Raw genomic sequence first — 25,003 nt, 5'->3', positions numbered from 1 at the left:
TTGGTCGCGAAGGGGAAGGGAGGCTTGTCCGCGTGTGGACGGGGGTTGGAGACGTGTAATCTCAAAGGCTTGCGGACGGTGTTGAGGACTTGTTAACGAATTTGCGCCGCTCGGACCCAGATAAATCGCCTTGTTTCGTGCCGGTGTGGTTAGGCTTGGTTCGTGAACGCATAGTTGCCACAACAAGCCCTAGGCGCTACCGGCGGAATGCACTAAGCCCAACCGGCAAGGATGAGGGATCAGGTGGCTGCGAGTGAAGTGAAGGCGGGCTACAGGCGATCGGTGGACCTTGCGCGGTTTGTCGCGGCTTTTGGCATTGTGTGGGACCATGCGCGCGCGCCCTATGCCGATGTTGGCTATACGGCACTGGCGCTGTTTTTGGTGCTGACATCGTATCTGGCGATTGGCTCGTTTGAGCGCTCTGATGGCAAGCGGTTTTGGTTGTCGCGGGCGCAGCGGATTGCGTTGCCGTGGCTGTTTTGGTGCGCGTTTTACTGGGTGGTCTATCAAGTGGTGTCGGATGAGCCGTTCCATCTGCTAACGGACCCGTGGACGCTGCTGATCGGGCCGTCGATCCATCTGTGGTTTTTGCCGTTCGTGATGGTTTTTCTGGTCACAATTCCGTGGGTGTCGCGCTTTATTGACCGGCCTGCACGGATGTATGTCGCGGCGGTGCTGCTGGTGCTGGTCTCGGTGCCGCTTGGGCTGTTGCACGCAAAATTGGCCCCTGCGGCATGGTTCATCAATCCTTACACCTTTCCGCAGCCGTTGCCGCAATGGTTTTTCTCGCTGCCTTTGTTCTGGTTTGGCGCAGTGTTGGCGGTGGCCAAAAGGATGCAGCTGGTCTGGCCGGTAATCGCTGCGGCGGCGGTGGTCAGCGCCGTTCTGTATTCGCAAGCGCCGGATTTCGCCTCGCTGCAAATGCTGCTGGTGGCGGTGATTTTTGAGTTGATCTGGCGGGTGAATATCAAGGCAAGCTGGCCCACTTGGCTGGCTGGCTATGCGTTCGGGATTTATCTCTTGCACCCCGCCACGATGCTGGTGGCGTTCAAGCTGTTCTCTGAGACGGTTGATCGCAGTTTTGCCGCGCTGTTTGCGTTTGGGTTGGCTTGGCTGCTGACGGCTGCGTTGCAGCGGGTGCCGGGGGTCAATCGGTTTTTGTGATGTAGCGCGGGTGACGCTGGCGGATTGAGGGTTTCACACCCTCAAACTCCCGTGGGATATTTAGGAGTAGATGAAAAATTTTAGGTAAAGTTTAGAGAATATTCAAGACGGGGGCTGCAAGTAGGCTGTGCTGCGCTTAGGTCGGCGTTGGCTTGCCTATCCGCAGCAGCGGCGATAGGGTGCCCGCCGACAAATCAGGGGAAATCCCCTAAAGAGAGGACTTCCATGTTCGTGACCCCCGTTTTCGCCCAAACCACTGGTGCTGCTGGTGCAGGCTCGGCTTTTGCCTCGTTCCTGCCTTTGGTGCTGATTTTTGCCATCATGTATTTTCTGCTGATCCGTCCGCAGCAAAAGAAGATGAAAGACCTTAAAGGCATGGTTGAAAGCTTGCGACGTGGCGATCAGGTGCTGACGCAAGGCGGCATCATCGGCAAAGTGGTCAAGGTCGGCGAAGATGGCATTCTTGAGGTCGAGATTGCCGAGGGCGTCAAAGTGAAAATGCCGCGTCACACCATTGCGCAGGTGATGAACAAGACCGAACCCGCGAAAGCTGTTTGAGGTTCGCTTCGACTGCTAACGCGTGGCCCGCTTTTAACTCGAGACAAATATCATGCTCTATTCGCCGCTGTGGAAGCGCCTATTGATCCTCGCGCTTTGCGCTTGGGGCATTGCCGCCTCGCTTCCCAATCTGTTCTACTCTGATGTTGAGGCGCATAACGATGCGGTCAAGGCGATTGACGCCGCAGCGGGGATGGCCACACCCGAGCAAACCGCGGAACTCGCGCGCTGGCCGGAGTTTCTGCCCAATGCGGTGGTGAACCTAGGGCTTGATTTGCGCGGTGGTGCGCATTTGTTGGCCGAGGTTCAGGTCGCGGATGTTTACGCCCAACGCATCGACAGCCTGTGGCCGGAAGTCCGCGACGCGTTGCGCGATGTGCGCGATCAGGTGGGTTCGGTGCGCCGGATGCCTTCGGTGCCGGGCGTGCTGCGGGTCTCGGTTGGCAATGCGGACGGGCTGGCGGTGGCGGTGGCCAAGGTGCAGGCACTCGCGTCTCCAGTGGTCAGTTTGACCGGGGTGGGCCAGAAAGATCTGGAAGTCACCACCGAAGGCCAAGAGATTGTGGTGCAACTGTCAGAACCCGAGCGGGTGGCGACGGATACCCGCACCATGCAGCAAAGCCTTGAGATCATTCGCCGCAGGGTGGATGCGGTCGGCACGCGCGAGCCCACCATTCAGCGGCAGGGCTCGGATCGGATTTTGATTCAGGTGCCGGGTTTGGGCTCGGCTGCGGAATTGAAGGCTATTATCGGCACCACGGCGAAGCTGACGTTTAACACTGTGGTGGGGCGGACGACCAATCCTGCCGCCGATCCGGGGCCACGCAATTCGCTGCTGGCCTCGTCGGATGAGAAGGACGTGTATTACATTGTCGCCGATGAGCCGGTGGTTTCGGGCGAGGAATTGACCGATGCGCAGCCGTCGTTCGACCAAAACTCGCGACCAGCGGTGAGCTTCAAGTTCAACGTCTCGGGTGCGCGGAAGTTTGGCGAATATACCTCGGCCAATATCGGTCAGCCGTTTGCGATTGTGCTGGATGACAAGGTGATCTCGGCGCCGACAATCCAAAGCGCCATTCAGGGCGGTTCGGGGATTATCACCGGCAATTTCACGCTGGAAGAATCGACCAATTTGGCGGTGCTTTTGCGGGCAGGGGCGTTGCCTGCTAAGATGAACTTCCTGGAAGAGCGCACCATCGGGCCAGAATTGGGCCAAGACAGCATTGATGCGGGTAAAGTGGCGGTGATTATCGGCATGGTGGCGGTGTCGCTGTTTATGCTCGCGTCTTATGGGTTGTTCGGATTGTTCGCCAATATCGCGCTGGTGATCAACATTGTGATGATTTTCGCGGTGCTATCGACGATTGGCGGCACGCTGACGCTGCCGGGGATCGCCGGGATCGTGCTGACCATCGGTATGGCGGTGGATGCCAACGTGCTGGTGTTTGAGCGTATCCGCGAGGAATTGCGCATCCACAAAACCACGGCGCGGGCGATTGAGATCGGATATGAGCGGGCGATGTCGGCGATTGTCGATGCCAACCTGACGGCGATGATTACCGCCGCCGTGCTGTTTTTCCTCGGTGCCGGGCCGGTGCGTGGCTTTGCGGTGACGATGGGGATCGGGATTGTCACCTCGGTGTTCACCGCTTTGTGGGTGACGCGGTTTATCATCGAATTGTGGTTCAACTGGCGCAAGCCAACCGAAATCGTGGTGTAAGGAGATACCTCATGGCTTGGCGTTTGCGACTTGCACCCGAGAAGACCAACTTCGACTTTTTCCGGCATCAATGGCTGACCTTTGGCGGCTCTGTGCTGCTGATGCTGCTGGCGTTCGTGTTTTGGGGCACCGAGGGGCTGAATTACGGCATCGACTTTAAGGGGGGCACCACGTTGCGCACCGATTCGTCGCAGCCGATTGATGTGGGGGCTTACCGCGCGGCGGTGGAGAGCCAGCCGGTCGGCGATGTGGTGATTACCGAAGTGTTCGATCCGTCGTTCCGCGCCGATCAGCATGTGGCGATGATTCGGATATCTTCGGCGGAGGCGGATCAGGCGGTGAGCGAGGACGCGCTGACGGCGGTGAAGACGGCGCTGGTAAAGCTGGACCCGGCGATCAAGTTTGTCTCGGAAGAAACCGTCGGGCCGAAGGTTTCGGGCGAGTTGGTTTATACCTCGATTTTGGCGATGACGGTGACTTCCATTGGCATCATGCTCTATATCTGGATGCGGTTTGAGTGGCAGTTTGCCTTGGGTGGCGTGTTGGCACTGCTGCATGACGTGTTCATCACGGTGGGGATTTTCGCGCTGTTTCAGATCAAGTTCGATCTGACCATCGTGGCGGCACTGCTGACCATCTTGGGCTATTCGATCAACGATACCGTGGTGGTGTTTGACCGATTGCGCGAGAACTTGGTTAAATACAAGACGATGCCGCTGAAGGACGTGATGAACCTGTCGGTGAATGAAACCTTAAGCCGGACGCTGATGACCTCGATCACCACGCTGATTGCGGTGGGGTCGATGATGGTGTTTGGCGGCGATGTGATAAGGGGCTTCTCGTTTGCGATCTTCATGGGGGTTTTGCTGGGGACGTATTCCTCGGTTTATGTCGCCAAGAACATCGTGCTGATGATTGGTCTCGACCGCAGCGAAAAGCCGAAGAATGGCAAGCCGTCGGACCATGAGTTCGCGAATATCGACGCTTGAATGTTGCGTGTCGCCTTAGGGCGGCACGTTTGGCCACCTTGTTGAAAGGCTGTTGCGATGCGCCTGACCGAGATCACTTACGGATCAGCTTTGGCGATTGAAAGCTACGGGCCGGGGTTTTTCCGGGTCGGCACCCATGTGTTGCGTGGCACCTATTTGGTGACGCCGTGGGATGCCGGGGCTTGGGGCGGCTTTGAGGATTTGGCGGCACCACTGTCACTGGTCGGCAAAATCGACGTTTTGTTGCTGGGGCTGGGGGCGGAGGTTTCCGTTGTTCCGAAAGCTTTTCGGCTAGCACTGGAGGAGCAGGGCATTGGGGTGGAGCCGATGAACACGCCCGCCGCCTGCCGGACTTATAACGTGCTGTTGGGCGAGGGTCGCCGGATCGCAGCGGCCCTGTTTCCGGTTTAGATCACCACAAAGCGTGAACCTGTGGGGCAATGAGGCGCGTGTAAATCTCACGGGCTTTTTCCATTGTGGCGGGCGGCAGCGGCGGCAAAGCATCGGCTTTCGCATTGGCTTGCGCCTGCGCCGGAGATTTAGCGCCGGGGATTACGACGGTTACGGCGTCTTCCATCAAAATCCAGCGCAGCGCAAACTCGGCCATCGCCGCACCTTGCGGCACCAACGGGCGGAGTTCTTCGACAGCTTGCAGCGCGATGTCGTAGGGCACGCCCGAGAAGGTTTCACCCTTGTCGAACGCAGCGCCTTCGCGGTTAAAGCTGCGGTGATCGTCGGCGGCAAATTGGCTTTGCGCGTTCATTTTGCCGGTAAGCAAGCCAGAAGCCAGCGGCACCCGCACGATCACTGCGACGTTTTGCGCTTTGGCGGCTTTGAAGAATTGCTCGGCGGGGCGTTGGCGGAACAGGTTGTAGATGATCTGCACGGACACCACGCCGGGGTTTTTGATCGCCGTCATAGCCTCGTCAATGGTTTCGACCGAGACACCATAGGCCGCGATTTTGCCTTTGGCTTTGATCGCATCAAGGGCTTCGAACATCGCCGGGTTGGAATAAACCGCGGTCGGTGGGCAGTGCAGTTGCACGAGGTCGAGGCAATCCAGCCCTAGGTTTTGCAAGCTGCGGTCGATGAAAGCCTCAATCGCCGGACCGGTGTAGGCTTCGGCGGTGTGCGGGTCTAAGCGGCGTCCGGCTTTGGTGGCGACGAAGGGGCGCTCGCCTGTGCGTTCGGCTAAAACTTCGCGGATGATGCGCTCGGAGCGGCCATCGCCGTAAACATCGGCGGTGTCGATGAAAGTGACGCCCGCATCAAGGCTGGCGTGCAGGGCGGCTTTGGCGTCGGTGAGCGAAACCTCGCCCCAAGTGCCGCCGATGGCCCAAGCGCCGAAGCCGAGCCGTGTGGTGGTTTTGCCGGTGCGGCCAAATGTGGTGGTGGTTAGGGTCATGGGAGCCTCCTGTTCGGTGGGGACTATAGCGTTGAGGCGGCGAAAGACCATGCTGTCACAGGGCCTTTTCGCAACGTGCACGATGCGTTAGGGGTTGGGCATGGCTTTGCATGTAAGCGATCTTGCGGTGGCCCGGAGTGGGTTGGCTGTGCTGGAAGGCGTGTCGTTTCGGCTGTTGCCGGGGCGCGCTTTGGTGCTGCGCGGGCCAAATGGCGTGGGTAAAACCACGTTGCTGCGCTGCTTGGCGGGGTTGCAGCCCGCGTTGGCGGGGTCTGTGACGGTAGCGCCGGAGGCAGTGGCCTATGCCGCCCATGCTGATGGGATAAAAGCGGTGCTGACGGTAGCCGAGAATCTCGCATTTTGGGCGGCGGCGCATGGCACTGGATCGGTGGCGGCGGCACTGGAAGCGATGGATTTGCTGGCGCTGGCGGATAGGCGGGCGGCGCATCTGTCGGCGGGGCAAAAGCGGCGGTTGGGGTTGGCGCGGTTGCTGGTGACGGGGCGGAGGATTTGGTTGATGGACGAGCCGACGGTATCGCTGGATGCGGGCTCGGTGGCGTTGTTCGCAAGAGTGGTGGCGCGGCATCTGGAGGGTGGCGGCTCGGCGCTGATTGCCAGCCACATTGATCTCGGGATAGAGGCCGAGGTGCTGGATTTGACACCGTTCAAAGCCCGTAGCCCTGCGGCTGGCGGGCGTATGGGTGCGTTTGACGAGGCGTTTGAATGATCGCTTTGTTGATCCGGGATTTGCGGCTGGCGGTGCGGGCGGGCGGCGGCTTTGGCCTCGGGCTGGCATTTTTCCTGCTGGTGGCGGTGATCGTGCCGCTGGGGGTGGGGCCGGAGCCTGTGGTTTTAGCGCGGATTGCGCCGGGGATTTTGTGGGTCGGCGCGCTGCTGGCATGTTTGCTGTCGCTCGACCGGATTTTCGCGCTGGATTATGAGGATGGCTCGCTGGACTTGCTTGCGACCTCGCCGATGCCATTGGAGGCTGTGGTGGCGGTGAAATCGCTGGCGCATTGGCTGGTGACCGGGCTGCCGCTGGTGCTGGCCTCACCGGTGCTGGGGCTGCTGTTGAACTTGGATGCGGCGGGGTATCGCTGGCTGGTGTTGAGTTTGGCGCTGGGGACGCCTGCGCTGTCGGTGATCGGGGCGTTTGGCGCGGCGCTGACGGTGGGGGTGAAGCGCGGCGGGCTGTTGATGAGCCTGCTGGTGCTGCCTTTGTACATGCCGACGTTGATTTTTGGTGCCGAAGTTGTGAAGCGCGGCGGGGCGGGTTTGGCGGTAGGCACGCCCTTGGCACTGCTGGCGGCGATTACGGCGGGGGCGGTGGCGCTGCTGCCGTTCGCCTCGGCTGCGGCAATCCGCGTCAACCTGCGCTGAGTTTGACGTGCTAAGACGGGTGCTGAGATGGGGATGACAATGTCGATCTGGGAATATGCGAACCCGAAGCGGTTCATGCAGGCGTCGGGTGCGCTGTTGCCGTGGGTGACTGGGGCGGCGCTGATTTGTCTGGTAACAGGGCTGGTCTGGGGGGTGTTTTTCACGCCGGATGCGGATAAGTTTGGCTCTACGGTGAAGATCATTTACCTGCATGTGCCAGCGGCGATGATGGCGATTTCGGCTTGGATGATGATGCTGGTGGCGTCGCTGATCTGGCTGATCCGGCGGCATCACGTCTCGGCTTTGTCGGCAAAAGCGGCGGCTCCGGTGGGGTTGACGTTCACACTGATTGGGCTGGTGACCGGGGCGATCTGGGGGCAGCCGATGTGGGGGACTTGGTGGGCGTGGGATCCTCGGCTGACTTCGTTTTTGATTTTGGCGTTGTTTTATTTGGGTTATATCGCGCTGTGGGAGGCTGTCGAAGACCCCGATACGGCGGCTGATCTGACGAGCGTGCTTTGCATCGTGGGGTCGGTGTTCGCGTTTCTGTCGCGCTATGCGGTGCTGTTTTGGAACCAAGGGCTGCATCAGGGCGCGAGCCTGTCGCTGGACCGCGAGGAGCATGTGGCGGACGTTTATTCCTCACCGCTCTATGTCTGCATCGCGGGGTTTGTGCTGTTGTTCGTGACGCTGGTTTTGCTGCGGACGCGGACGGAAATCAGGGCGCGGCGGGTGGCGGCGCTGCTGGCGCGGGAGCGGTTGGCATGATGGAACTTGGTAAATATGCGGTGGCGGTGATCGGGTCTTATGCGGCGTCGATTGCGTTGATCGTGGTGCTGGTGGCGCTGTCGTTATGGAAATCGGCGCGGGTGAAGCGGGCATTGGCTGAGGTTGAAGCGCGGGCAGATGCGGCTAAGGTGGAGAAGTCGAATGGGTAAGTGGTTGATGTATCTGCCGCCGCTGTTGTTCGCGGGGCTGGCGGTAATGTTTTATGTGGGGATGCAGCGGAGTGACCCAGAGAACCTGCCGTCGGTGTTCATCAACAAGCAGGCTCCGGCTTTGAACGCGGGGGTGTTGCCGGGGTTTCCGGCGCTGACCGACGCTGATCTGCGCGACGGCAAGGTGACGGTGGTGAATTTCTGGGCGAGTTGGTGTCCGCCGTGTCGGGCTGAGAATGGCACGTTGAAGGCGCTCGCGGCCGAGGGTATTCATGTGGTGGGTGTCAATATGATGGACCGTGCCGATGATGCGGCGGCGTTTTTGGCGGATGATGGCAACCCGTTTGCGGCGATTGCGTTTGATCCGAAGGGCAAGACGCGGCTGGATTGGGGGGTGACGGCGCCGCCCGAGACGTTCATTTTGCGCGGTGATGGCTCGGTTGCTTACAAGTTTATCGGGCCGATGGTGGGGGATGATTATTTGCAACGCTTCCGGCCAGAATTGGAAAAGGCTTTGGCAGAATGAAGCTACAATTGGGATGGCTTATAGGTTTGAGCTTGCTGGCCGGACCCGTGTTGGCCAAACCCGGCACGCCCGGGCCGTCTTATTTTGCCGGAAGTTATGAGCGGGTCGGTCGCACTGGCGGCGCTGCGGCGCTGCAAAATGACCGTGTGACGATTGCGGCGGACGGGCAGGGCGTGGTGATTGCGGCTTGTTCAGGTGTGCCGGTGCGCATGAGCTTTGGCCCGGCGTTTGAGATCGTCAATCTTATGACCGGCAGCCAAGCGGGTGTGGTGGTGGAGTGTCTGTTCTACAACAACGGCTACAATCGCCCGATTTTGACGTGCCGTGCTGAAGATGGCGGGGCGTTCACGCTGTGGCCATTGTCTACGAGTGCGATTGCCTGCAGCGGCTGATCGCAGACAGATCAGATCAACCCAAACACGACCATCGCGACCAGTGCGAGAATACATAGCTCACCCATCGGCAGGGCTTGGATGAACTGAGCGGAAACCGCTGCAGGACGAGGTTTTGGTGGCGCAAGCGGCGCAAAGCGTTGTGGCATTGAAAACACCTTATGTTCTCATACACATTGCCACTGAGAACCTAACAAGAACATAAGCCGACCGCCGCTGGCAGCATCTGATTTTGCAACAAACTGTTTCGGTTTAGCTGGCAGTACGTAGGTGCTGCGTTTGACCTAAGTAAAAATCGCGTAAATGACAGCCACCCAAATCGCCGTACCGATAGCAATGCAGGGCAAGATCCACCAACTGGTCTTGCCCCGCTGCCTATCGTCGGGTTTAGGCACGGGTGTAATTTCGGCTCTCGATGACAGGTCGGGTTTCCTTGACTGCACTTGCTACGATGGATTTCGCGATGTGACCGGCGAGGAATTTCCGCGCGGGCGGCATTACGTTGTGAGCGCTCTCGTCACAAAGCGCGGGAAATAGCGACATGATTTCAAGCCGGTCACTGGCAGATACCCCTGACATCGCCATCGGTCCGACAAAGAACGATTCGGTAGGGGTGCCTTCAGAAATCAGCAGTTCGTGTGCATCGAGCAGCAGGTGCACGTAGGTGACTGGAGTGCCATCATCCACAATCGACACGCCGTCAACGCTTAGCAGATGCTTCGCTGCTACCAGCACCTCACGTTCACCCGAAATGCGGCGGGCCATTTCCGAGCGGATCAGACAGCGATGCTGTGGTGACACCGTCAGTGGGCGCACTGGCAGATCGTTGCCCAAAGCGCCCGCTTCAATGCGTATCGGGCGCAACTGCGGCGAAAGCTCTAACTGGCGGGGAGACAAGCGACGGCGACCGATCCAGCGGATTGGCCGAAAGCCGTTATCGACCGTCAACACCAGATCGCCAACCCGCAAATCCTCGACAGCGACCTCACCCGAGCGTGTCAGGATCATCGTGCCAGCGGTGAAGCACGGCACGAAAGGCACCGCACCACCTGCGGTAATCGTAGTGGTCAGCAGGGCGTTATTTTGCACATACTGCAGTGGATTGGCCAGAATGCCGTTTACCAAACCTTGCAAGAGAGGAGGAATGCCGGAGCTGAGCTGAGTTACCAATTGCGTCACAAGCCCGTCTAGTAGGACTGCGGGATCGGTCTCTGAGCCATCGTCATTGTAGAAATGGAGCACCTGGACACCGTCGACAGTCAGCAAAGCGGTGTTGACCGGTGTGCTCAGTTGCAGATCTGCTAAGGGAATGCCAAGAAGTTCGACCTTGATGCCGAAATAAGTCACGCCGGTGCCGACCAGCGTTGCCGGATCGCCGCCAATCGTCGCGGACTCGCCTGCGTTCCAAGCTCCATTGTTCGGAGTAGAATCGTCGAATGTGACTTCCGCAGAAGTGGAAGTGTTAAAATTCGAATAGTTGACGACTTGGGTCGCACCCAAGGTCAGGGCAGCACCTTGGTTTTCATACAGTTCAATGTCTCTGATACGATCGGGCATAACCACTCCATAACATGCGAAATATCGCCTTAAGGTAGACTGAGTCCTCAACACTCCGCATAAAATATACCCTGCAAAAGAAAAATCACAACCACAGATAGAGCGATCATAAAGCCATGTAATATGTTTAAAATGTGTTCCAATTTTATTGTCATGTGTCCGAAGAGCGATGTCTTAAATAATAACACCATGGTGCTCTGATATAATACCACATCTTTTCAATAGGTTAATATAGCTAGGCTGCGAACCGACGCTTTTGGATTTTCGCTGTAGTCAGCGTTTAGAATAAGTTTCCGATTGTTTCCAATAAGGCAACAATGTGTTTCTGTTTCGGAAACAATACCTTTCGGTTCAGCCCATAAATGCAACAAGCACCCATAAAGGGTGCTTGTTTTGACACAATTCAAAGATGAGTTTCGATGTTAGCGCGAGGCGAGGTCGCGCAGCACGTAGTGCAGAACACCGCCGTGTTCGACGTATTCAATCTCAATCTCGGTGTCGATGCGGCACTTGATCTCGATCACTTTCACTGTGCCATCGGCATAGGTGATGGTGCAGGGCACAGTGGACAGCGGCTTTAGATCGCCGGCGAGGCCGTCGATGCTGACGGTTTCGTCGCCTTTCAACCCGAGGGTTTTGCGGTTGTCCTTGCCAGTGAACTCAAACGGGATCACGCCCATGCCGACAAGGTTGGAGCGGTGGATACGCTCGAAGCTTTCGGCGATGACAGCTTTGACACCGAGAAGTGCGGTGCCTTTGGCGGCCCAGTCGCGCGACGAGCCTGCGCCGTATTCGATGCCGCCGAAGATTACCAAGGGGGTGCCTTGCGCTTGGTAGGCCATCGACGCGTCGAAGATCGAGGTTTGCACGCCGTCCGGGCCTTTGGTGTAGCCGCCTTCGACGCCATCCAGCATCTCATTCTTGATGCGGATGTTGGCGAAGGTGCCACGCATCATCACTTCGTGGTTGCCACGACGTGCGCCATACGAGTTGAACTCGGATACCGGAACTTGCCGTTCGGTCAGATACTTACCGGCGGGAGTGAGGGTCTTGAACGACCCAGCAGGCGAGATGTGGTCGGTAGTGATCATATCGCCGAGCAAAGCCAGAACGCGGGCGTTTTCAATGTTGCTGATCACGCCGGGCGTTTTTGCCATGCCACGGAAATACGGTGGGTTTTGGATATAGGTCGAAGACGCGGGCCAGTCGTAGGTCTCGGAATCGGTGACCTTGACGGCCTGCCATTTCTCATCACCCTTGAACACGTCGGCATATTTCTTCTGGAACGCGGCGCGGGTGACAGTGGCCTCGACAAGGTCTGAAATTTCCTTGTTGGTCGGCCAAACGTCTTTCAGATAGACCGGGCCATCGGTGCCCATGCCCAAAGGTTCGGTGGTGATGTCGATGTTCATATCGCCTGCGAGGGCGTAAGCCACGACCAAGGGCGGGCTGGCCAGATAGTTGGCGCGCACGTCGGGGCTGATACGACCCTCAAAGTTGCGGTTGCCGGAAAGGACTGCGGTGGCGACCAGATCGCCTTCGGTGATCGCCGCCGAAATCGCAGCGTCCAGCGGGCCGGAGTTGCCGATACAAGTGGTGCAGCCATAGCCGACAAGGTTGAAACCAATCGCGTCAAGGTCTTCTTGCAAGCCTGCGGCGTTGAGATATTCGCTAACGACTTGGCTGCCGGGGGCGAGCGAGGTTTTCACCCAAGGCTTTGACTTCAGACCCAACGCGCGGGCTTTACGGGCGACAAGGCCAGCGCCGATCATTACGGATGGATTCGACGTGTTGGTGCAGGAGGTGATCGAGGCGATCACCACTTTGCCAGATGACATGGTAAAATCATGGTCTTTGACAGCGACTTCGGTGCCCATCGGCCGCTTGAAAGAGCCAGCCATCTCGGTGGTGAACGAGGCTTTCGCATCGGTCAGCGGCACGTAGTCTTGCGGGCGTTTCGGGCCGGAAATCGCCGGAACGATGGTGCCCATATCCAGTGAAAGCGTGCTGGTGTAGATCGGATCATAGTTCGCGTCGCGCCACATGCCGTTGGCTTTGGCATAAGCCTCGACCAAGGCAATGCGGCCCTCGTCGCGGCCAGTGTTGCGCAGGTAGCGGATGGTCTCGCCGTCGATCGGGAAGAAACCGCAGGTAGCGCCATATTCTGGCGCCATGTTGGCAATGGTGGCGCGGTCGGCTAGGGGCAGGCGGTCCAGACCGTCACCGTAGAACTCGACAAACTTGCTTACCACGCCATGTTTGCGCAGCATTTGCACGACTTTCAGCACCAGATCGGTGGCGGTGGTGCCTTCAATCATCTCGCCTGTCAGTTTGAAGCCGACGACTTCCGGGATCAGCATGGAGACTGGTTGACCGAGCATCGCAGCCTCAGCCTCAATACCGCCAACGCCCCAACCCAGCACTGCGAGGCCGTTGACCATGGTGGTGTGGCTGTCGGTGCCAACGAGGGTATCGGGGTAGGCGACCATGTTGCCGTCTTGGTCGGTATCGCTCCAAACCGTTTGGGCGAGATATTCGAGGTTTACTTGGTGGCAAATCCCGGTTCCCGGAGGCACAACGCGGAAGTTGTTGAAGGCGTTCTGGCCCCATTTCAGGAAAACATAACGCTCCATATTGCGTTCATATTCGCGGTCCACGTTGGCTTGGAAGGCGCGCGGGGTGCCGAATTCGTCAATCATCACCGAGTGGTCGATGACCAGATCGACCGGAGCCAAGGGGTTGATGCGCTGCGCATCGCCGCCCAAGCCCTTGATGCCGTCACGCATCGCGGCCAAATCAACCACGGCAGGCACGCCAGTAAAATCCTGCATCAGCACACGGGCGGGGCGGTAGGCGATCTCGCGTGGGTTTTTACCTGCGAGTTTGCCCCAATCCGAAAACGCCTTGATGTCGTCAACCGAGACAGTCTTGCCATCTTCAAAGCGCAGCATATTTTCCAGCACCACTTTCAGCGCGGCGGGCAATCTGCTGAATTGGCCCAAACCAGCGGCTTCGGCGGCGGGGATCGAGTAATACGAAACGGTTTGTCCGCCTGCGGTTAAAGTTTTGCGGGTTTTGCTGCTGTCGTGTCCAACGGTGACGGTCATGTGGCCTCCTGCGGTTGACGGATTGCTTTGGCTTTGCCCTAAGGGCGCGATTGGTGCAAGGGAATCATCTTTTTCTACGGCAGATTGTATACAATGGTATGCCGTTATTCCAGTGTCGAAATCGGCGGCTAGGGGTATCCATGGAACCTGTCTGTGAATATCATATGATGGTGCCTCGCAAAACCTTGATTGGCGGGGCTGCCTTCGCATCATGTAGAACAAAAAACGGCACAGAGATCGGAAAACGACCATGATGCGACTGATTTTCAGTACGTTTGGGGCTGTGGCGCTTTGCGCTTCGGTGGGGATGCCGAAGACGGCGCTGGCGGAGTCACAGCAAGGCTCGGAGCAGGGTGTGGTTGTCGAACTTTACACCTCGCAAGGTTGTGTGTCTTGCCCGCCTGCAGATGAGTTGATGGCGAAACTTGCGACGACGCCGGGAGTGATCGGCTTGTCGTTGCATGTCGATTACTGGGATTATATCGGCTGGACCGATACTTTCGGGCAGCCTGCCTTTACCGATCGGCAGAAAGCTTATGCCAAAGCGGCGGGCGAAAAAATGATCTATACGCCGCAGATGATCGTCGCGGGTGGTGCTCGGGTGGCGGGCAATCAGCCCGAGGAAGTGGCAAAGGCTCTGGCAGCTGTAAAGCCCAGCCCGGTGGTCTTAAACCTAACCCGGCAGGGCGATGATCTGCTGATTTCGGCCAGTGCGGCACAGGCTTTACCGGGGACGGTTTCGGTGCATCTTGTGCATTATACCGATCAGGCATTGGTGGATATTGACCGCGGCGAGAATGCCGGGCTGAAGGTCGCGTATCATAATATTGTGACGTCGTGGCAGACGCTTGGCACTTGGGCTGGCGCGGAGCCGTTGAAGATGCAGGCTCCTGCGGGCGAGGGGCCGGTAGTGGTCCTATTGCAGGCGGGACCGGGTCCGGGGCAAGTGATCGCGGCAGCACGTTTGAAGTGACCGTAGAACAGCGATGGCAGCTGCAAGGCTGATCTGACGGCTTTGGCGGGCGGTTAACGCCATACCGCCAAGGCTTATCGGACGTGGCGGCGAAGCCAAAAATGGATTGTTCCGTGCAAGCTTGTGACTGCTGATTTCAGCGCCAGCGGCGGTGTATCCAGAACCATTGGCCGGGATTGGCTTTCACGCGAGCCTCAAGGCTGCGGGTCAGTTCGGTGGTCATCTGCAGCGGTGTGCTGTGCGGAATGGGGGCTTCGAGATCGACGGTGAAGCTTACGCCATCGGCTTGGCGGGTGGCGTAGAACGGAATCAGATCGGCCTTATAGCGGAGCGCCAATTCGGCGGCTGAAAGTGCGGTGCGCGCAGGCTCGCCCAGAAATTCGATCTGATCGCGGCCCGCACGCTGATCAAACAGCAACACCAGCAGACCGCCAGCTTTCAGATGTTTCACAAAACCTGTGGTGCCAGCACGGCCTTGCGGAAAGATCGGGCCGCCAAACGCCTGCATGGTCTGCACGTAATGCGCATTGAAGTAGCTGTTTGACATCGGGCGGTATAACCCGCCGATGGTATAGCCGCGCGCCACCAGACAGGCGCGGGCGGCCTCATAGTTGCCGAAATGACCCGAGACGAGGATCACCGCGCGGCCCTCTGCTTGGGCTTTCGCCAAAGCCTCCACTCCGGGGCCATGCGGGACAATGTGGGACTGACGGGCGAGAAAGTCCGCCGTCGAGTAATTCTCAATCAGCGTTCGTCCAGCGTTATCAAGCGATTGCGAGGCGATGCTGCGGCGTTGGCTGAGCGACATTTCCGGCCAGATGCGCTTTAAGTTCAGCTCGGCCCGCCGGCGGTACCCGGCAATCCAGCCAATCGGGCCGCGCAGAATTGCCCCCAGCAGCGGTACGCGCCAACGATATGGCAGCAGTAAGCCGACACGGATCAGCCCACGCACCACAAGGTTTTGCGCGAAATCGAGCGGCTGAAACGGGGTGTCAGACATGATTTACCGCCGGATGGTTTCGCGGTGCCAGACATAAAGCCCCGAACCCGCGATCACAAGCGCGCCGATGATTGTCCACTGATCCGGGTACTCGCCATAAAGCACGATGCCGAACACCGTGGCAAACACGATACCAAGATAGGAAAACGGCGCAATAGCCGACGCTTCGGCCATCGAAAACGCCCGGATCAGGCAGAATTGCGCCGCCGTGCCAAGGCAGCCAAGCACCATGAAGCGCGGCAGATCCTGCAGCGCAATCGGCTGCCAGACAAAACTGACCGCAATACTGGTCGCCACAGCACCAAACAAAGCCGCATGCAACATGGACGTTGCGGGGCCTTCCTTTTGACCAACAAGCCGGGTCAATAGCGCCGAGGCCGCGTAGCAAACAGCACAAGCCAGCGGTAGCAGGGCAGCCGGCGTGAACAAGCCCGCACCGGGGCGAATGATGATCAGCGCGCCGACCATCGCCACCGCAACTCCCGCGATACGACGCGGCCCGAGCTTTTCGCCCAAGAACAGGGCGGCACCGAGCGTGATCAACAGCGGGCTCATGTCGGCAAGTGCTGTGGCTTCGGCGAGGCCGATATAACCGAGGCTCAGGAAAAACAGCGCTGTCGTGGCGAGTTGAAAGCTGGAGCGAGCCAAGTGCAGCCAAGGGTAGGGCGTGCGCAGGGTGGGGCCTACGCGTTTGGGGCCAAGGATGATGGCCACCAGCACAACTTGGCCGATAAAGCGCGCCCATACCACTTGTGCTGTGGGATAGCTGTGTAGCAAACCCTTGGCGACGGCGTCCATCGTGCTGAACATTGCCACCCCCAGCATCAGCATCAGAATACCCGTGCGGGTGGCGGCGGCGGTCGGCAGGATTTTGGCTTTCAACATGGCCGCGACCCTAAGGCTGGCCTTGGCGCGCGACAAGGGGCGGCTTGCGCGGCTGTGCCCAATTCTTGAGCGGAGGGCACACCGCTCTTGTGCGGAGGGCACACCGCCACGGGCTGAAGGCGAGGATTGCGAAAGGTGCTGCGGTTATTCTTCTTCGTCCTGCACCAGAACCAACTCTCCGGCGGCCTCAAGCTGACGCACAGCCGCGATGATCTGGTTCATTGCATCCTCGGCGTCTTTTTCTTTCACCCGGCCGCGCGTCTCCATCTCCTCGCGCAGCCCTTGGGCCATGCGTTGGGACATGTTTGACAGTATGAAATCCGCGGTAAGTTGCCAGTCGGGGTTGTCGGCGCTGGCGGTCAAGGCGGTGATCAGTTGCGGCTGATCGACGATGCGGATCAGTTTAGGGATATCGCGGCCAAGCACGCGTTGCGGCAGATGCACGAAGGTGAAAATTGCCTTTCGCACCTGCTGCGCAAAGCCCGCGTCGGTTTCATCCAACCCCTTTAGCACATCCTCGCGTGTCAAGGCGGGCGAGATATTGAGGATCGCCCCGACGCGTTCAACTGGATTGCTATGAAAGGCACGCGGCGGTTGCGATTCGAGTTGGCTTGCAAGTGAGACACCGATCCGACGCACTGTAGCAGGCTCTACGTTGCCGGTTTGCGACACCGCATAGGCGATGCGGCGGGCTTTCTCTCCGGGCAATTTCCCGAGCAATTCGGCGGATTTAGCCACCGGCAGTTTGGAGAGCATCACCGCGCCGACCTCTATGCTTTCATCTTCAAACACCGGCAGCAAAGTCGCAATCGGCATCGCCGTCAGGCGTTCCCACGGATCAGACGAGGCTGAATTAGCCGCCATCCGGCGCAAGCGGCTGGCGGCGTTGGCTGAGATATGGCCGTCCATCATAGCCAAAGCGGCCTCGATGCCGCCCGGAAAAGACAGACCGACTTGTTCCAGTTCGCCGACGAATTCTTCGATCACCGCGGCCAAAGTTCGGCGATCCACCAGGCGCATCAGGGCGATTTGCTCGGCCAAAGCCGCCTGCATTTGGTCGGGCAGTTTGGCGAGCGGCAGGCTGCCACCATCGGCCAGCAAAAACTGCACAATGATCGCGGCCTTTTCGCGTGGGCTAGGCGCTCGGATCGGTTTGGGGGCAGCCACCACCCGCTGCACCGGAGTAATTCGCGCCAGAACTGCTGGTTCGCCTGCCATATCTATCCCCTGATCCGTTCTGGTTCAGGGGCAGAATGACCGCTTCAGGTTAAGACGGCTTTAAGCGCCGAACACCCGCTTGAAAATCGTATCGACATGCTTGGTGTGATAGCCAATGTCGAACTTTTCCTCGATCTGAGCGGGCGTCAAAGCGGCGGTGACTTCGGGATCGGCGAGCAGTTCGGTCTTGAAATCCGCACCATGCTCCCAAACTTTCATCGCGTTGCGCTGCACCAGTCGGTAACTGTCTTCACGGCTGACCCCGGCTTGGGTGAGCGCGAGCAATACGCGCTGGCTCATCACCAGACCGCGGAACTTGTTCATGTTGCGCAGCATGTTTTCCGGGTAGATCACCAGCTTTTCAACCAGCCCCGCCAAACGGTGCAGCGCGAAATCGAGGGTGATGGTGGTATCGGGGCCAATGGCGCGCTCTACGCTGGAATGGCTGATGTCACGCTCGTGCCAGAGGGCTACGTTTTCCAGCGCAGGGATCACCGACATGCGGACCAGACGGGCGAGGCCGGTGAGGTTTTCCGAAAGCACGGGATTGCGTTTGTGCGGCATGGCAGAACTGCCTTTTTGGCCGGGAGAGAAAAACTCCTCGGCTTCCAGCACTTCGGTGCGCTGCATGTGGCGGATTTCTATGGCGATGTTTTCGATGCTAGAGGCGGTTACAGCCAGCACGGCGAAGTACATTGCGTGGCGGTCGCGGGGGATGACTTGGGTGGAAATCGGTTCGGGGGTGAGGCCAAGTTGGGCGCAGACGTGTTCTTCGACGGACGGATCGATGTTGGCGAAGGTGCCGACGGCGCCAGAGATGGCCCCGGTGGCGATCTCGGCGCGGGCGGCGATCAGGCGGGTGCGGTTGCGGGACATCTCGGCGTAAAAACGCGCGAAGGTCAGGCCCATCGTGGTCGGCTCGGCGTGGATACCGTGGCTGCGACCGATGCGGACGGAGTTTTTATGCTCAAACGCGCGGGCTTTCAGGGCGGCGAGCACGCGGTCGAGGCCGGTCAGAAGCAGGTCGGTGGCGCGGACGAGTTGAAGGTTGAAGGTGGTGTCGAGCACGTCGGAGGAGGTCATGCCTTGGTGGACGAAGCGGGCTTCCTCAGGTCCGATATGTTCGGCGAGATGGGTGAGGAAGGCGATCACGTCGTGTTTGGTGACGGCTTCGATCTCATCAATTCTTGCTACGTCAAAGGTGACGTCGCGGGCTTTCCAGACGGCGGCGGCGCTTTCTTTTGGGATCACCCCGATGGCGGCCAAGGCGTCGCAGGCGTGGGCTTCGATTTCAAACCAGATGCGGAATTTGGTTTCGGGCGACCAGAGGGCGACCATCTCGGGGCGGGAATAGCGTGGGATCATCGGGGCCTCGGATATATATGAGCTTGGGCGGCATTATAGGGATAAGGCGCTTTAGACCGAGAGGGGGGAAAGGGCAAGTGTGGCGGGGCTCGCCACGCATGGCGCGGGGTGCTGGTTGTAAGATATCAATGGGTTAGGTGGGGGTGGTTCAGGATTTGTTAACCACGATCGGCATGGCGGGTAGCCAGTGTGGGAGCCTCCGGCGGGGATATTTGTGCCATTGTGAAATTGCAGGGCGACTATGATTTCACATTGGTCTAAATATCCCCGCCGGAGGCTTCGACCTTGTGGGCAAGTGCACGGTTCAGTTCCCGAGCAGACGCGGGTCGAACGGGTATTTCGTCAGGTTCTCAAACCCAGTTTCGGTGATTAGCACTTGATCTTCGAGTTTGATCGAGAAATCGCCGCCTTCGGGGGATACCAGAGCCTCGACGCAGAGGGTCATGCCGGGTTCCAAGGCTGTCTCAAACGCGCCATCTACGTGGGCGTCGGGATAGGGCACGAAGGGCCATTCATCGCAGAGGCCGACGCCGTGCATTTTGCAGGAGTATTTTTGGCGCTGGTATTGGTCGCTTAAGGTGTGGCCGCCGTGGGTGAGTTCGCGGATGGTGACGCCGGGTTTCAGCATCGCCATATTCTCGCGGATATGGTCCATCGCGTGGCTCATTGCCAAGATCATATCGGGGCGGGGGGCTTTGTCGCCGATCCACCAAGTGCGGGAAATGTCGATGCAAATGCCGTAACAGCCGATCAGATCGGTGTCAAACGCGACGATTTCGTTGTTTTGCACGATGCGCGGGCCACATTCCTGGAACCACGGATTTGTGCGCTTGCCCGATGCCAGCAGGCGGGTTTCGATCCATTCGCCACCGCGGCGGATGTTGCCTTTGTGGAGTTCGGCCCAGATGTCGTCTTCCGACATGTTTCCCAAGGGAACGCCCGCGCGGGTGGCGGCTTCCATCTCGGCAATCGCCGTTTCGCAGGCGTGATGCGCGCATTTCATCGCGAGGATATCGTCGGGGCCTTTGATGGCGCGGGTGCGCTCGGTAACTTCTTCGCCCTCCATCACCTCAAAGCCCGCACGTTCCAGCGCGCGCAAGCCGTTGATCATGATTTTATCGACGGCAAGGCGGCGATTTGTGCCTGCATGGGCGCGCATCACCTCGTTGACTTGCGCGGCGAAGCTGGTGGCATCGTCGGCGACTTTATCGCCGCAGACGTTGTAGAAGAACGACGCACCCGAGCGGAGTTCTTTCACCAAGGGGTTGAAATCGACGAGGAACGGCGCCTGTTTGTATTCCCACATCACCATATGACCGTCGGCGCAGATCAGGCAGGCGCGGAACGGGTTGTGCGAGTTCCAAAGCTGCATGTTGGTGGTGTCGGTGGCGTAGCGGATGTTGAGCGGGTCGAACATCAGGATGCCGCCGTAGTCGCGGGCGTTGAGGCTGGCCACGAGGCGTTTCCAGCGGTATTCGCGCATGTCTTGCAGGTTGGGCAGTTGCAGACCTGCCTTTTTCCATTCGCCAAACGCCAGTTGGGTGGGGCCAATTTCCACCCGGTCATTATCATTCGGGGTGCCGTCACCCAAGCGGTCGCCGCGTTCAGGATCAATTTTGCGGCGGGTTTCGGCGTAGCTCATGGGCTTGGCTCCGGTGGGGCGAGTTGCTGTGGTGAAGGTGGCAGGTGGCGGGGGTTGGGCATTGCTGGCCGCGACGGGGTGTGTCGCAAATGGCCTCAGGGCTTGCGTTTATCGGCAGCGGGCGGGTAGTTTTCGGTATGGTTATTTTGAACAAGCACTTGCCGCTGCGTCCCTGGCTTGATCCGCGCAATACGCGGTTGCCGGGGATACAGCCGATCAGCGATGACAGTTGGATTGCAACTTGCGACGCCTACGGCGCGCAGATGGCCGAGCGGGAACGGTTGATCGCGGACTGCCCGGAGTTGGTACATGCTCTGCCCGAAGCGGCGATGCCTGCGGCGTTGGAATTATACGATCGGGTGTTGGAAAAGCTGCGATTCATGCCGGGGTTTGAGGTTGGCACGGGTTCGGTTCGGCGGCCGGATGGGGTTTCGGTGCGCTTGGACCGCTCGGCTCCGCTGCTGACTTTGGGGCGGTTGGTGCAGGAAGATTTGTGCCTGATGCAGCGGGTGGGCTCCGAACATGCGCTTACGGCGGCGATCTTGTGCTTTCCGGCGAGCTGGACTTTGGCGGAGAAGCTGGGGCGCTCGATGCTGGGGATCCATATTCCGGTGGAGAGTTACACAGAAGATCTGGCTCGGCGGGTGCAGCGGTTGTTTGATGCAATCAGGCCCGAGCAACCGCTGTGGCGGATGAACTTTCACATCTACGAAAGTGGTGAGTTGTTTCATCCGCGGTCGGAGAGTTATCGCCATCCGACGGCCCGGCAGGGCGCGTTTATGCGGGCCGAGCGGCAATGTTTGCTGCGGCTGCCGGTGACGGATGCGGTTTTGTTCAGCATTCACAGCTATCAGGTGCCGCTGGAGAGTTTGTCGGTCGAGGATCACGCCGCACTGTCGGATTTGGGCGTAATGCAGAAGGCGCATTGAGGCGGTTCGGGTTTTCCGGGGCCGCTTTTTAGGGCAGCGTGGAAATCCGATTCTGATTGGTTTGAACCGCTTAGCGATGTTAGCCTAGTGCTGCGAGGGGGCCTTGCAGCAGCGTTGAGGCGATCCCGGTCGCGACCAATGCAGCCGAGGTCAGCCGCATATTCTCGCCACGCAGCACCGAATAGGTCAGCATGGCCGCCCCGACCGGCAGTGCCACGATGATCAGCGTGGCGTTCATTGTGTGGGCGGCGAGGCGCATCTGTGGTGAGATCAGATGCGGCGGTGGCGGCTCTACCTCGGGATAAAGTGCGGTGCGCAGCCGGGCAAGCTCGGGGTTTTTCGGCAGCGGAAGATCGGGGCGGTCGTTGCTTGGATCAAAGCCATGGGTTTGGGCGGGATGATTGCCGTCATCGAGCAGGGTGAACACCGGATGATCCGGCTCGGCGCGCTGGCTGGATTTCGGTTGCGAGAATGCCAGCGAGTCGATCACCTCGGCGGTCACTGGGTGCTGCCATTCATGCCAATACACCGCATCAGGATTAAGCCGCGCCTGCACGCGCTCCACCAGTTTCGAGCACAAAGCCTCGTGGCGCACCGGCGCATGTCGGCGACGTGGCGAGGCGTTCAGGCGGGGTGGCAGATGCGATGGCCCGACCGACAGGGTGAGCGAGGCCGCAACACCGGGGCGGGGATCGTCGCAAGTCGCCAGAACAATGCGGGTGCCGGGCATATCGAAGCTGGCGAGATCTTCGCAATCCCAGATCAGCTGGCGGTCTTTGTCGTGCAGGCGCGCCAGAACTGCGTCCAGATCAGCCACCAGCCGGGCAAAGTTCAGTTGCGGCGCGTTTACGAACAACAACTCGGCAATCGTACTAAACTGGATGTCGGTGTGAGCGTTCATGGCGTGGCCTTCCCTCAGTGATACGATGACTGTGCCCACAGATTGCGCCTGCATCTGGAAGGTATTGTGGCGTTAACAAGTTATTAACCTAGAGTTGAGTGCTGTTTTCGCCACAATTGGTTTGCGCAGGCAGTGGCGGGGTGTGCAGTCACTGCATGAACCGCGCAGGCAAATGCGAAAGACCGCCCGAGTGGGGCGGCCTTTGCGGTCGATCAGTCTGCGTTTGGCCAATCTGCGGTTAAGCAGTCTAAGTTCAGCCAGTCTGCGTTTAGCCAGTCTGCGTTTAGCAGGAGTAGTACATTTGATACTCAATCGGGTGCGGCGTGTGTTCGTAGGCGTAAACCTCTTCCCACTTCAGACCCATATAGGCTTCCAGCATTGGACGGGTGAACACGTCGCCAGCCAGCAGGAAATCCATATCCTTGTCGAGTTCTTCCAAGGCTTCACGCAACGATCCGCAAACGGTTGGGATCACGGCGAGTTCTTCGGGTGGCAGATCATAGAGATCTTTGTCCGAAGCCGGGCCCGGGTCGATTTTGTTGCGGATGCCGTCAAGGCCAGCCATCAGCAGGCCCGCGAAGGCGAGATAGGGGTTCGCTGCCGGATCGGGGAAGCGGGCCTCGACACGTTTGGCTTTCGGCGATTCGGTCCACGGAATACGGACCGCACCAGAGCGGTTGCGGGCGGAATATGCCAGCAGAACCGGAGCTTCAAAGCCGGGGATCAGGCGTTTGTAGCTGTTGGTCGATGGGTTGGTCAGCGCGTTCAGGGCTTTGGCATGTTTGATGATGCCGCCGATGAAATACAGAGCTTCTTGGGAAAGGTCCGCGTATTTGTCGCCTGCGAACAATGGCTTGCCGTCTTTCCAGATCGACATGTTGACGTGCATCCCCGAGCCGTTATCGCCCTTCATAGGCTTTGGCATGAAGGTGACGGTCTTGCCATAAGCATGTGCGACGTTGTGGATCACATACTTATATTTCTGGATGTTGTCGGCTTGCTCGACCAGACCACCGAAGATCATGCCGAGTTCGTGCTGACAGGTCGCAACCTCGTGGTGGTGCTTGTCAACGCGGATGCCGATGCGCTTCATGGTGGACAGCATCTCACCGCGCAGGTCTTGCGCTTCATCGACTGGGTTCACCGGGAAATAGCCGCCCTTGTGGCCCGCACGGTGGCCGTAGTTGCCGCCTTCGGTCACGGTGTCGGTGTTCCAAGCGGCTGCTTCGGCGTCGATTTCATAGGAAACCTTGCGCGGAGTGACCGAATAGCGCACGTCGTCGAAGATGAAGAATTCAGCTTCGGGACCGAAATAGGCGGTCTCACCGATGCCCGACGATTTCATGAAAGCTTCGGCTTTCTTGGCGATCTGGCGCGGGCAACGATCATAAGCCTCATTCGTATCCGGCTCTACCACGTCGCAATGGATGCAAAGGGTTTTCTCGGCATAGAACGGGTCGATGTAGATCGAGGTCGCGTCCGGCATCAGTTTCATGTCGGATTGATCAATCGACTTCCAGCCAGCAATCGACGAGCCGTCAAACATGAAGCCTTCTTCGAAGAAGTCTTCATCCACAAGGTCGGTGACCAAGGTGACGTGCTGAAGTTTGCCTTTGGGATCGGTGAAGCGGATATCGAGATACTCGATTTCCTCGTCCTTGATCAGTTTCAGAGCTTTCGCAACTGCGCTCATCATGCTGCCTTTCGGGGTTTCAGGTTAAGATTTTGGTTTCGGATGGCAGGCGAGCCTGCTGTATTTCGGAATGCGTTGGCTTGGAAGCCGAGCTTAAATAGCGTCGTCGCCAGTTTCGCCGGTGCGGATTCGGATGGCCTGCTCGACATGACTTACGAAGATTTTGCCATCACCGATTTTATCGGTGCGCGCCGCTGCGATGATCGCGGCGATGGCGATATCAACCATATCATCGGTCAGCACGACTTCGATTTTCACCTTCGGCAAGAAATCGACAACATATTCCGCGCCGCGATAGAGTTCGGTGTGGCCCTTCTGACGGCCAAAGCCTTTGACTTCGGTAACAGACAAGCCCTGAATGCCGGCTTCCTGTAGGGCTTCCTTCACTTCGTCCAGCTTGAACGGTTTGATGATTGCCTCGATTTTTTTCACGGCCTGCTCCCCAAGTCTCGCTACACGTAAAATGACGGTCTATGCGGTAGTGATCACTTCCCTGCGGTGGCTTCAATTCTGTAGGAATATTGCGGACGGGGTTGGGGCGGGAAAATTGCGGCTTTGATTAAATAATAGGCGATATGCGTGATGTGTGGGCGATCGGTGAACGAAAAGGTTATCGAATGAGCGAATTGCTAACAGCGGCGCAGATGAAGGCGATTGAGGC

Annotated in this window: 25 protein-coding genes; 13 read left to right on the top strand and 12 right to left on the bottom strand. The window is 58.7% G+C overall.

Features of this window, described 5'->3' with window-relative positions; genetic code table 11:
• Positions 1-243 precede the first annotated feature (243 nt).
• The 5 genes from JWS10_RS16240 to JWS10_RS16220 all read left to right on the top strand — a co-directional run bounded on the left by JWS10_RS16240 (position 244) and on the right by JWS10_RS16220 (position 4,842).
• Positions 244-1,164, top strand: coding sequence for an acyltransferase family protein (locus JWS10_RS16240; RefSeq protein WP_299508886.1), 921 nt, complete (start codon positions 244-246; stop codon positions 1,162-1,164).
• A gap of 225 nt (positions 1,165-1,389) precedes the next feature.
• Positions 1,390-1,722 (top strand): preprotein translocase subunit YajC, encoded by a 333-nt coding sequence (gene yajC / locus JWS10_RS16235; protein WP_299508885.1) that lies wholly within the window; start codon positions 1,390-1,392, stop codon positions 1,720-1,722.
• Positions 1,723-1,774: 52 nt separating this feature from the next.
• The gene (secD, locus tag JWS10_RS16230) at positions 1,775-3,442 is read left to right on the top strand and encodes a protein translocase subunit SecD (RefSeq protein ID WP_299508884.1); all 1,668 of its coding nucleotides are present in this window, start codon (positions 1,775-1,777) and stop codon (positions 3,440-3,442) included.
• An 11-nt stretch (positions 3,443-3,453) separates the two neighbouring features.
• Positions 3,454-4,431 (top strand): protein translocase subunit SecF, encoded by a 978-nt coding sequence (gene secF, locus JWS10_RS16225; protein ID WP_299508883.1) that lies wholly within the window; start codon positions 3,454-3,456, stop codon positions 4,429-4,431.
• 57 nt (positions 4,432-4,488) lie between these two features.
• The gene (locus tag JWS10_RS16220) at positions 4,489-4,842 is read left to right on the top strand and encodes an Mth938-like domain-containing protein (RefSeq protein ID WP_299508882.1); all 354 of its coding nucleotides are present in this window, start codon (positions 4,489-4,491) and stop codon (positions 4,840-4,842) included.
• Position 4,843: 1 nt separating this feature from the next.
• On the opposite strand, the gene JWS10_RS16215 is transcribed toward JWS10_RS16220, so the two are convergent.
• Positions 4,844-5,836, bottom strand: a complete 993-nt coding sequence (locus JWS10_RS16215) for an aldo/keto reductase (protein ID WP_299508881.1) — start codon at positions 5,834-5,836, stop codon at positions 4,844-4,846.
• A 100-nt stretch (positions 5,837-5,936) separates the two neighbouring features.
• Here JWS10_RS16215 and ccmA point away from each other — a divergent pair, with 100 nt between their 5' ends.
• Genes ccmA through JWS10_RS16185 form a run of 6 tightly spaced genes read left to right on the top strand, consistent with a single transcriptional unit; the run spans position 5,937 to position 9,072 of the window.
• A complete protein-coding gene (gene ccmA / locus JWS10_RS16210; RefSeq protein ID WP_299508880.1) occupies positions 5,937-6,563 on the top strand; it encodes a heme ABC exporter ATP-binding protein CcmA in 627 nt (208 codons plus the stop codon).
• Entirely contained in the window at positions 6,560-7,216 is a 657-nt protein-coding gene (gene ccmB / locus JWS10_RS16205) for a heme exporter protein CcmB (protein WP_299508879.1), read from the top strand. Before ccmA ends, ccmB begins: the two co-directional genes overlap by 4 nt.
• Positions 7,217-7,255: 39 nt before the next feature.
• Positions 7,256-7,984 (top strand): heme ABC transporter permease, encoded by a 729-nt coding sequence (locus tag JWS10_RS16200; RefSeq protein ID WP_299508930.1) that lies wholly within the window; start codon positions 7,256-7,258, stop codon positions 7,982-7,984.
• Positions 7,981-8,154 carry a heme exporter protein CcmD gene (gene ccmD / locus JWS10_RS16195; RefSeq protein WP_299508878.1) on the top strand — a complete coding sequence of 58 codons (174 nt, stop codon included), beginning with the start codon at positions 7,981-7,983 and terminating at the stop codon, positions 8,152-8,154. Before JWS10_RS16200 ends, ccmD begins: the two co-directional genes overlap by 4 nt.
• The gene (locus JWS10_RS16190; RefSeq protein ID WP_299508877.1) at positions 8,147-8,680 is read left to right on the top strand and encodes a DsbE family thiol:disulfide interchange protein; all 534 of its coding nucleotides are present in this window, start codon (positions 8,147-8,149) and stop codon (positions 8,678-8,680) included. Before ccmD ends, JWS10_RS16190 begins: the two co-directional genes overlap by 8 nt.
• Complete coding sequence (locus JWS10_RS16185) at positions 8,677-9,072, top strand: hypothetical protein (protein ID WP_299508876.1); 396 nt, start codon at positions 8,677-8,679, stop codon at positions 9,070-9,072. The genes JWS10_RS16190 and JWS10_RS16185 overlap by 4 nt, the downstream gene beginning before the upstream one ends.
• Positions 9,073-9,083: 11 nt before the next feature.
• On the opposite strand, the gene JWS10_RS16180 is transcribed toward JWS10_RS16185, so the two are convergent.
• The 3 genes from JWS10_RS16180 to acnA all read right to left on the bottom strand — a co-directional run bounded on the left by JWS10_RS16180 (position 9,084) and on the right by acnA (position 13,736).
• Entirely contained in the window at positions 9,084-9,221 is a 138-nt protein-coding gene (locus JWS10_RS16180) for a hypothetical protein (RefSeq protein WP_299508875.1), read from the bottom strand.
• Positions 9,222-9,459: 238 nt separating this feature from the next.
• On the bottom strand, positions 9,460-10,629 hold the full coding sequence (locus tag JWS10_RS16175; RefSeq protein WP_299508874.1) for a Hint domain-containing protein: 1,170 nt from the start codon (positions 10,627-10,629) through the stop codon (positions 9,460-9,462).
• Positions 10,630-11,051: 422 nt separating this feature from the next.
• Positions 11,052-13,736, bottom strand: a complete 2,685-nt coding sequence (gene acnA, locus JWS10_RS16170; protein ID WP_299508873.1) for an aconitate hydratase AcnA — start codon at positions 13,734-13,736, stop codon at positions 11,052-11,054.
• 250 nt (positions 13,737-13,986) lie between these two features.
• Here acnA and JWS10_RS16165 point away from each other — a divergent pair, with 250 nt between their 5' ends.
• Positions 13,987-14,709, top strand: a complete 723-nt coding sequence (locus tag JWS10_RS16165; protein ID WP_299508872.1) for a thioredoxin family protein — start codon at positions 13,987-13,989, stop codon at positions 14,707-14,709.
• 136 nt (positions 14,710-14,845) lie between these two features.
• Here JWS10_RS16165 and JWS10_RS16160 read toward each other — a convergent pair whose 3' ends face one another.
• The 5 genes from JWS10_RS16160 to dddP form a co-directional block, all read right to left on the bottom strand.
• Positions 14,846-15,709, bottom strand: a complete 864-nt coding sequence (locus JWS10_RS16160; RefSeq protein ID WP_299508871.1) for a lysophospholipid acyltransferase family protein — start codon at positions 15,707-15,709, stop codon at positions 14,846-14,848.
• Between the two features lie 3 nt (positions 15,710-15,712).
• Entirely contained in the window at positions 15,713-16,594 is an 882-nt protein-coding gene (locus tag JWS10_RS16155) for a DMT family transporter (protein WP_299508870.1), read from the bottom strand.
• A gap of 144 nt (positions 16,595-16,738) precedes the next feature.
• Positions 16,739-17,812 carry a FliG C-terminal domain-containing protein gene (locus tag JWS10_RS16150; RefSeq protein WP_299508869.1) on the bottom strand — a complete coding sequence of 358 codons (1,074 nt, stop codon included), beginning with the start codon at positions 17,810-17,812 and terminating at the stop codon, positions 16,739-16,741.
• A gap of 60 nt (positions 17,813-17,872) precedes the next feature.
• Positions 17,873-19,177: an adenylosuccinate lyase gene (gene purB, locus JWS10_RS16145; RefSeq protein ID WP_299508868.1), complete on the bottom strand. Its 1,305-nt coding sequence runs from the start codon at positions 19,175-19,177 to the stop codon at positions 17,873-17,875.
• A gap of 304 nt (positions 19,178-19,481) precedes the next feature.
• Positions 19,482-20,819: a dimethylsulfonioproprionate lyase DddP gene (gene dddP, locus JWS10_RS16140; protein ID WP_299508867.1), complete on the bottom strand. Its 1,338-nt coding sequence runs from the start codon at positions 20,817-20,819 to the stop codon at positions 19,482-19,484.
• An 89-nt stretch (positions 20,820-20,908) separates the two neighbouring features.
• Between dddP and JWS10_RS16135 the strand changes: the two genes are divergently transcribed.
• Positions 20,909-21,748, top strand: a complete 840-nt coding sequence (locus tag JWS10_RS16135; RefSeq protein ID WP_299508866.1) for a DUF3445 domain-containing protein — start codon at positions 20,909-20,911, stop codon at positions 21,746-21,748.
• A gap of 79 nt (positions 21,749-21,827) precedes the next feature.
• Here the strand turns inward: JWS10_RS16135 and JWS10_RS16130 are convergent, their stop codons facing one another.
• The 3 genes from JWS10_RS16130 to JWS10_RS16120 all read right to left on the bottom strand — a co-directional run bounded on the left by JWS10_RS16130 (position 21,828) and on the right by JWS10_RS16120 (position 24,774).
• Positions 21,828-22,649, bottom strand: a complete 822-nt coding sequence (locus tag JWS10_RS16130) for a hypothetical protein (RefSeq protein ID WP_299508865.1) — start codon at positions 22,647-22,649, stop codon at positions 21,828-21,830.
• 283 nt (positions 22,650-22,932) lie between these two features.
• On the bottom strand, positions 22,933-24,342 hold the full coding sequence (gene glnA / locus JWS10_RS16125; protein ID WP_299478561.1) for a type I glutamate--ammonia ligase: 1,410 nt from the start codon (positions 24,340-24,342) through the stop codon (positions 22,933-22,935).
• 93 nt (positions 24,343-24,435) lie between these two features.
• Positions 24,436-24,774 carry a P-II family nitrogen regulator gene (locus JWS10_RS16120; RefSeq protein WP_299478563.1) on the bottom strand — a complete coding sequence of 113 codons (339 nt, stop codon included), beginning with the start codon at positions 24,772-24,774 and terminating at the stop codon, positions 24,436-24,438.
• Positions 24,775-25,003: the final 229 nt, after the last annotated feature.

Source organism: Cypionkella sp., assembly GCF_028290025.1.
Taxonomy (GTDB): domain Bacteria; phylum Pseudomonadota; class Alphaproteobacteria; order Rhodobacterales; family Rhodobacteraceae; genus Cypionkella.
This window is presented reverse-complemented; position numbering and strand designations above follow the sequence as displayed.